Origin of the sequence: Chamaesiphon sp. VAR_48_metabat_403 (assembly GCF_031422475.1) — a bacterium.
In the GTDB taxonomy this organism is placed as follows: domain Bacteria; phylum Cyanobacteriota; class Cyanobacteriia; order Cyanobacteriales; family Chamaesiphonaceae; genus Chamaesiphon.
The window spans coordinates 1-7,219 of record NZ_JANPLS010000143.1 but is presented as its reverse complement, the minus strand read 5'-3'; the positions used below and the strand labels follow the sequence as shown (position 1 = coordinate 7,219).

Annotated in this window: 10 protein-coding genes and 1 pseudogene; 4 read left to right on the top strand and 7 right to left on the bottom strand. The window is 47.5% G+C overall.

Annotated features, from left to right (window positions below):
• Positions 1–138 precede the first annotated feature (138 nt).
• Positions 139–570 (top strand): VOC family protein, encoded by a 432-nt coding sequence (locus tag RMO79_RS06905; protein WP_310482348.1) that lies wholly within the window; start codon positions 139–141, stop codon positions 568–570.
• Between the two features lie 409 nt (positions 571–979).
• Positions 980–1,615 (top strand): hypothetical protein, encoded by a 636-nt coding sequence (locus tag RMO79_RS06900; protein ID WP_310482346.1) that lies wholly within the window; start codon positions 980–982, stop codon positions 1,613–1,615.
• Between the two features lie 36 nt (positions 1,616–1,651).
• Here RMO79_RS06900 and RMO79_RS06895 read toward each other — a convergent pair whose 3' ends face one another.
• Positions 1,652–1,900, bottom strand: a complete 249-nt coding sequence (locus RMO79_RS06895; RefSeq protein WP_310482344.1) for a hypothetical protein — start codon at positions 1,898–1,900, stop codon at positions 1,652–1,654.
• 129 nt (positions 1,901–2,029) lie between these two features.
• Between RMO79_RS06895 and RMO79_RS06890 the strand changes: the two genes are divergently transcribed.
• Positions 2,030–2,584, top strand: coding sequence for a GNAT family N-acetyltransferase (locus RMO79_RS06890; protein ID WP_310482342.1), 555 nt, complete (start codon positions 2,030–2,032; stop codon positions 2,582–2,584).
• 75 nt (positions 2,585–2,659) lie between these two features.
• Here RMO79_RS06890 and RMO79_RS06885 read toward each other — a convergent pair whose 3' ends face one another.
• Entirely contained in the window at positions 2,660–2,974 is a 315-nt protein-coding gene (locus RMO79_RS06885) for a hypothetical protein (RefSeq protein WP_310482340.1), read from the bottom strand.
• A gap of 293 nt (positions 2,975–3,267) precedes the next feature.
• Here RMO79_RS06885 and RMO79_RS06880 point away from each other — a divergent pair, with 293 nt between their 5' ends.
• Positions 3,268–3,702, top strand: a complete 435-nt coding sequence (locus RMO79_RS06880) for a globin family protein (protein ID WP_310482338.1) — start codon at positions 3,268–3,270, stop codon at positions 3,700–3,702.
• 29 nt (positions 3,703–3,731) lie between these two features.
• Here the strand turns inward: RMO79_RS06880 and RMO79_RS06875 are convergent, their stop codons facing one another.
• The 5 genes and pseudogenes from RMO79_RS06875 to RMO79_RS06850 form a co-directional block, all read right to left on the bottom strand.
• Positions 3,732–4,445: a Crp/Fnr family transcriptional regulator gene (locus RMO79_RS06875; protein ID WP_310482337.1), complete on the bottom strand. Its 714-nt coding sequence runs from the start codon at positions 4,443–4,445 to the stop codon at positions 3,732–3,734.
• Between the two features lie 430 nt (positions 4,446–4,875).
• Positions 4,876–5,527: pseudogene (locus RMO79_RS06865) on the bottom strand (SDR family oxidoreductase).
• 139 nt (positions 5,528–5,666) lie between these two features.
• Entirely contained in the window at positions 5,667–6,038 is a 372-nt protein-coding gene (locus RMO79_RS06860) for a hypothetical protein (RefSeq protein ID WP_310482333.1), read from the bottom strand.
• Between the two features lie 60 nt (positions 6,039–6,098).
• On the bottom strand, positions 6,099–6,845 hold the full coding sequence (locus RMO79_RS06855; RefSeq protein WP_310482332.1) for a DUF6920 family protein: 747 nt from the start codon (positions 6,843–6,845) through the stop codon (positions 6,099–6,101).
• A 37-nt stretch (positions 6,846–6,882) separates the two neighbouring features.
• Positions 6,883–7,219 (bottom strand): DUF6064 family protein (locus tag RMO79_RS06850; protein WP_310482331.1); only part of this gene is annotated, 337 nt, incomplete at its 5' end.

The window sequence follows — 7,219 nt, the reverse complement described above, 5'->3', positions numbered from 1 at the left end:
TGGCGTAGCCTCTCAGAATGAGAATCGCGTTGAAAACGATCGCTATCCCCAGATTCACCCGATAACAGTAAAGCAATTTCTCAGCACAGGAGCGTAAAACCCGATCGTCGCATCCAGCAGAAATAGAGGTAATAACAGATGAATCTCAGTTATGTCTACACCAGATTGAATGTTCGAGACTACGCAGCTTGCAAGCTGTTCTATCAAGATGTTTTGGGCTTGAAGGTTTCGATGGCTAATGATACCCAAGAATATACCGAATTTGATGCAGGTGCGACCAAAATTACGATTCTCAATCGAGTCTCGTTCCGAGAGGCTACGCCAACGAGGTTGAAAGACTATATCGACTCGGTTGAGACAGCAACCTACGATCCTAGTGATGCCAAGATTATCTTGACCTTCGCTGTGCCTAATTTGGATGAAGCGATCGCCCACTTAAAGTCCAAAGGTGTCGGCATTGCCAGCAGTCCTTGGCAATTTTCAGAGGATGGTATCACGGGAGGCGCGATCTCTGCGTGTGTTCGCGACCCAGATGGCAATCTCATCGAACTCGAACAATGGCTGAGTTAACCCGAATTGGAGACACATTAAGGATGAATATACTCGAAAATAAGGTGGCGTTAGGACAGGTACTTTTCGCCGGAGGATCGGGCTTCGTGGGGCGTACTGCCGTCAGGTGGTTCCGCGAGCGGCACCCTTGCATTCGATTGCTCGTCGGCGAAACCTGCAAGCGGCAGGCGAAGTCGCCCAGGAGATAGGCACTGCCGAAGCCGTTGCCATAGATCTCGATCGGCACCACTTAGGACTCGGTGACGACGTTGCCGTCGCTGCTGTGGTCATGTTGGCTCCCGAAGCCGGACTTAAAGGCTTGAGCTACGCGCAGGACTTGGGCGTTCCTTACCTGAACATCAACGCTGCCATCACCGAAATCGGCCCCGAATTAGCACTGTTCGCGCATCGTGCGACCGCAGCACCCGTCGTGCTTGCAAGTCATTGGATGGCTGGTGCAGCCACGTTGCTGGCACTCAATAGTGCCAAAGGCTTTGAGAGCGTCCGCTCCATCAGGCTCGGCGCAATCGTCGATGAGCAAGACCCCGTTGGGCCAGCGGCGATCGAAGACATGAAGCGGGTACACAGTGCTGCTCCTGCCGCACTGGTATTCGAGGGTGGGCGGCGCGGATGGCTGTCTGGCGATGCTGCCAAGGGCAAGTTCACATCAGTTGACGGTCGATCGCTCGATGCCACTGCATTTTCCACGTTTGATACCGCGAGTCTCCATGCCGTAACTGGGGCACCGGATATCCGCTTCGACCTGGTGAATGGTGAATCGTCCAGCCGCCGTCGGGGTGGTGAAGCGGCGACCGAGATCGTCGTCGAGATCGAGGGCGAAGCCGATGGTCGAATGAAGAATTCGCGATCGACCCTGGAGTTCAAGCAGGGCACAGCCTCACTCACGGGTCTGAGCATCGTGCTTTCGCTCGCGTCGGCATTGGGACTGAATGACCGTCCTCCTGCTCGCCCTGGACTTTACCTACCCGAACTACTCTCAGATTCCCAATGGTTCCTGGATGAACTCCGCAGTGCGGGAGCGACTATCTCTGAAGATTCTAAGTAACCACTTCGATCGGGTTAAGAAAATTGCTACAAGATGCTACCCGATCGAATTCCGTTCGCGCAAGGTTGGCTTTGCCGAATCGAGTACCCACATTCCGCTAGTTCGACTGCTCAAGCATAGGCTGCGCTTACGTTTTCGCACTTGCAAATCATGCTTGAGCAGTTGACGTTGCCACTGATGTTCAAAAACTTGGCAAAAATCATCGACGGAGCAGCGGTGCGCGCTCGTCGGGTTCCCCGACGTAAAAAGCGCAACAAGACAAAATAGTTCTTCTACACTAGGCATAGGGCAATTCAGTTTAGTCGGTTATTTGGTACTTCCAAGCTACCTATTTCGACCTTTTTTTGCTCCTTTCCTTATCCCGTTGGCGGAGCCTCTCCAACAGGAGAAACTCACGTTATCTCAAGAACTTAGATGAATATCCAGATTCGCCTAGCTCGTCTAGAAGATATTCCCGCTTTAACAAGTTTAATTCCCATATCGGTGAGAATGCTGCAAGCAAGCTACTATACTCCCGCACAAATTGAAGGAGCTTTAGGCACTGTGTTTGCAGTCGATAGCCAATTAATTGAAGACAAAACCTATTTTGTTGCCGAGAGTGACAGTCAAATTGTCGGCTGTGGTGGCTGGAGTAGAAGGACAACAGCTTATGGTGGAGATCTCAGCAAGACAGGTGCAGACGACTGGCTGCTCGATCCGGCGTTTCATGCTGCCAAGATTCGCGCATTCTTCGTGCATCCAGTATGGGCGCGCCGAGGAATTGGCAGTCAAATTATGCGTCAGTGCGAGCTGGCTGCTGTAGCTGCTGGATTCCAAACGATCGAGATTGTGGCGACGTTAGCTGGCGAACCTTTATATGCTAGGTTTGGCTATCAGACGATCGATCGATTTGAAATTTTGCTACCAAACAACCACACTCTGCCTATGATGAAGATGTCCAAAAAATTTGCCGAGCCTAAAGAAATTTAAATCGTCAGATCGAGATTTGATTAACGTCAGTTTGGGTTAATAAGAAAAGCCGCCAAATAAACACTTCTGGAAAATTTAAATCGGGATGGGGCCACGGAACCAATGCCATTTGTATCGTCGATCGGCTTGCGGACGCAAAACTGTTGGTATCTCTGAACTCGATGCTTCAATCATAACCTCTGCTCCAGCCAAGCGCAGCAAGTTCGCGGCATGCTCGGCAACTTCACCACTGACTCCAGCCACTAAGATGCAGCGATCGCGATCTCGGAGATAGGCAAATACTAACGCCGCATCGAGTAGCTTCAGATCGGCAACAAGACGGATTGCTTTAATTAGTTGAGCTTCATTCGACCCAATTGAGACGATCCGAATTTTAAATTTTGACATCATCAATTTGCTCACTTAAAATTCATTACTTGTCGTCCACTGTGAAAGTGAAATCAGGCGAGACAGTAGCGGTTACTCTGGTATCAACTACTTTTCCACCCTCAAAGTAGCCTTGAGGCTCTGACTTGTAATGCTTTCCATTAGCATCGAAGTCCAGTCTTAGGGAAGATTCGCCGAAACAGCAACACCTCGATCGTGTAGCTGTTCTATAATTTCTTTTTATGAGATAGCTCATAGATTAATTTAGACGATCGTGACAGAATTCTATTGATAGATAAGCAGTGAGAAGCTACCATATGTCTTTGAATGTTGAATTACTAGAATCTAGCTTCGCACAAATCAAAGAGCGAGAGACCGATTTTTCTGCCCATTTTTATACTAATTTGTTTACCGATTATCCAATTATCAAACCACTGTTTACCAATTCCGACATGGTAGAACAGCAAAAGAAACTTTTCAAATCGCTAGTTTTAGTTGTAGATAGTCTCCGCAAATCTGATGTTCTTACTGGTGCGCTTAAAGGGCTAGGAACTCGCCATGTTAAGTATGGGGTGCTACCCGAACATTATCCAATGGTGGGCAGTACGCTGCTAAAAGTCTTTGCCATTTGCCTAGAGGAAGCGTGGACACCTAGTGTCGAACAAGCCTGGATTGAGGCTTATGGAGTGGTCGCACAAGTAATGCTAGATGGTGCTGAATATCCAGCCGAAATCTTAAATCCTGCCGTCTAGAGGGATAGTGAGGTGGAAGTTTGACCAATTCAAGACCGCGCTTCGCGATTTTGAACTAGAGTCTTTAGATCGATCGTCCCAGCGGCGATCGCATCTAAAGTTTCACGATCGATTATAATAATTTTCCCACCACGTTGATAAAATACAATTGCTTTGATTTGACTGAGCAATCGGACGCATTCTTCATAACTAATACCGATACTTCGAGCAATTTGATAATGAGATAACTTGAGATTTAATTGTTCGCCTTGCACAACGCGAACAGTTCCAGATTTGTTTGCATGGCGTTGCAATAGATTTGCCAATCTCACGATTGCTGACTCGGAAACCAGACCATGAATCGTTTGGTGCATTTGTTGGAGCCGCTGATTATATATCTCTAAAATTCTAAATGCTAGTTCGGGAGTCTGCCGAATCTGTTGGAGTAGGGCTGCTCGCTCGATCGTCAATACTTGAGACTCGATCGTTGCTGTCACTGTCGCTGGAGCGATGGCATCGCCAAATAATGCTGGAGCCGCAAAAATTTCATTCGGCAATAACGTCCGTAGGAGCGTTTCTTTTCCCGAAGTACCAATCCGAGTAAGTCGAAGTGTCCCTTGAATCAGCGTATAGAGTTGTGGTGACAATCGATCTCCTTCGGTCATCACCACATCACCTTTTTGATAGAAATGAATTTGTGTATGTGGCTGTAAAGCAATGAGATGGGTCGCTTGCAAATCTTTCAGCACTGAAACTTCGGTCAATTGCTCGATTCTCCAAAGGAAATGCTCCGGTAACGAAGACATTGCGAGCACTGAAATGTCTTCGCTTGTCGAGTCATTTACTCTTAAATCATTGGTTGCTCGAGCATCTTTAGAGAGCTTGCCGGACACACTGAGTAATCTGTCAAGCTCACTTTTTGCAATACATTTACTACTAATATTTTTATCTACTAATTTAGCATTTTGCATCAATAATATTTGCCTTTAGAGTGAAGTGTACGGGCTTTAACTTTGAATAGAAACAAAACGAGTGTTCTCTTGTACCAATTTGAGGAGCCACAGAAAATCTCCCACTTTATAGATGGACTCCTACTGAATATTAGTATTGTAGCGATCGCTCACACGGAATTTGTTTCAGAATCTAACGGGAATTTATCAGATTCTGACGATTTTCTGTCTCTTAACTTACCTACTAAATCGACTGACCGCCAGAGACTTCAATCCGCTGGGCATTCACCCACTGATTATCTTCAGATAATAGTGCCGCGATCGCCCCACCAATGTCATCAGGCAGACCAACACGACCCAAGGCAGTAATTGAAGCAAAATGTTGATTAATGCCTGGATTGTCCCGCACGGCACCGCCACCGAAATCGGTTTCGTTGGCGAAGCCTCTCCCAAAGGAGAATCGCCCCAGGAGCCACCACATTTACTGCAATCTTCCGCGCGCCCAATTCTTTTGCCATGTATTTAGTTAAAGTCTCGTTCGTGAAGCGTCGGCTCTGCCGAATCGCACCTTTCATACTGGCATAAGCAGCATATCCAGGCAAGATAATCCGCGTCAAACCATTAGAGAGATTTACAATTCGTCCGCCATCATTAATCAGCGGCAGCAATTTCTGAGTGAGAAAGAAAACACCCTTGAGATGGATATTCATCAAGTGGTCAAAATCTGCTTCTGTCGTATCTGCAAAAGACGCGCCTACACCAGTCCCAGCATTATGAACCAGAAAGTCAAAATGGTCTGTCTGCCATTTTGATTGGAGAGCTTGTTTAACCTGTGCCGCAAAATCATCGAAGGTTTTTAGTAATTGCGAATGACATTTTGGGGGCAAAAGAAACAAGCCCGTAGCTGTTTAAAGCGAATACTTCAGTGGAACCCAGAAAAAGTGATTCTAGCCCACGGTCGTTGGTATGAGAATAATGGCACTGCTGAGTTACGCCGCGCCTTTCGCTGGCTTGAATAACTTTGCATTTTATATTTCACGATTTTATGCTTACATAGGCTTTGAAGGTCAGAAAAATCCCGATCGCCAGCAGAACGAGTTCCAGCACTAACAGAGCCGTGGTATTCTGAGCACCCTGCTGGTACAACCCTGTCGCAAACATCCGAAACAGTCCACCGAAAATGGCAAACCAACCTATCAGCGTTACCAGAACTGTCCAGTCGCCCATCCAACGATTGTGAGCGCGGACGATCGCCAGACCAGCAACAAAGAGCAAGGTGCCTGAAAGGTAAATGACAGGGGCAATTTGGGTGTCATAGAGATGAGGCTGGATAAATTTGGATTCGGATATGGTCATGGCAATTAGAGTCGGGCCGACTAATCCGGCGATATGTTTTGAGTTTGTCACTTTAACTCCTTGTAGATCGGTCTACCGATAGATGGCATCATCGATTCGGCAAAGCCGAGGCTACGCCAACGTGGCTCGGAAGAATTCGCCCTCTGACTCAAATCGATTTGAGCCAAAGTACCATCCAACCCGTAAACGGGTTGGAATGGTGTAGCCGCCAAATGTACCCTCTTGCTCTAAAATTCCACCGAAGTCCACGTAATGGAACTCAGCACCTTCTGGGTTGCCCCAGCGTGGTAACTTGGTGGTCTTGAGGCGACCCGATCGATCCATAGTGAAATCGAGTTCGGCGCGGTCGCCCTGCACGACAAAACTGGAATGCAAATTGGAGTCTAGATCCGATAACTCTGTGCTTGTCCATGAAACATCATCGCCATAGAATACAGACGGCAACCACACTGACTCTGTTTGGAGGCGACCGATCGCAGACCGCGTAAGATCGGTACCACTCGCCGTCATCACAGGGAATAATCCGAGCAACTTCCACTGCATCCCACCGATGCCATCGATGATGCAATCCGATCCGACAATTGGCAAGAAGCCATTCATCCAGGCTGTAGCACTCCAAATCAGTCCATGCTCCCAGCAAATGACTTGCTCGGCTGTAAATGGAATCCAGTTTTTTAGTTTAATTTCGCCGTGCATTTTCAAACGCACCGCAGAGGCGATCTTTGTTCCGGGTGCAATTGCATGTTCGAGATACCGTTTTGCTAGTTCTGGCAAGTGAGCGAGTTTATCTGGGCTGAATACCAGCTCGGTAGGTGTTGCCGAATCCCAGAGTGCATTGAGAGAAATTAATTTAGTCATGATTAGCTCCAGTGTTTCGATGATATTTTTGGTGAATTTATAATGTTTGTGCTGTTTTCAGTGTTAAATTGTGCTGAACGATTATCGTTCCGATAGGCTTCGCCAACGCAGCGGTTCCCATCGTTGCCGCTACGAGCAATCCGAAATCTTCTTTGACTCCAAAGCTCAGAGCCGCTGAAGTTCCGACGATCGACCATAGAACTGGAATAATCAATAAATTCAATGAGATTTTCCTGTCAGCCCACAGGAGCAAACCAAATGTGAAAATAGTTGTCGGGCAAGGTGTCCCAAACGTAGGTGTTGACGGGAAGATTCGCCCCAGTGCATAGCCGATTAATGGATAAATCACCAGCGCATAAGCAATAAATACCGCG

Excerpts from the sequence above, each read along its gene's own strand:
- RMO79_RS06905 (WP_310482348.1), top strand. The coding sequence starts at position 139 with ATGAATCTCAGTTATGTCTACACCAGATTGAATGTTCGAGACTACGCA.
- RMO79_RS06895 (WP_310482344.1), bottom strand. The coding sequence starts at position 1,900 with ATGCCTAGTGTAGAAGAACTATTTTGTCTTGTTGCGCTTTTTACGTCG.
- RMO79_RS06880 (WP_310482338.1), top strand. The coding sequence starts at position 3,268 with ATGTCTTTGAATGTTGAATTACTAGAATCTAGCTTCGCACAAATCAAA.
- RMO79_RS06885 (WP_310482340.1), bottom strand. The coding sequence starts at position 2,974 with ATGATGTCAAAATTTAAAATTCGGATCGTCTCAATTGGGTCGAATGAA.
- RMO79_RS06855 (WP_310482332.1), bottom strand. The coding sequence starts at position 6,845 with ATGACTAAATTAATTTCTCTCAATGCACTCTGGGATTCGGCAACACCT.
- RMO79_RS06890 (WP_310482342.1), top strand. The coding sequence starts at position 2,030 with ATGAATATCCAGATTCGCCTAGCTCGTCTAGAAGATATTCCCGCTTTA.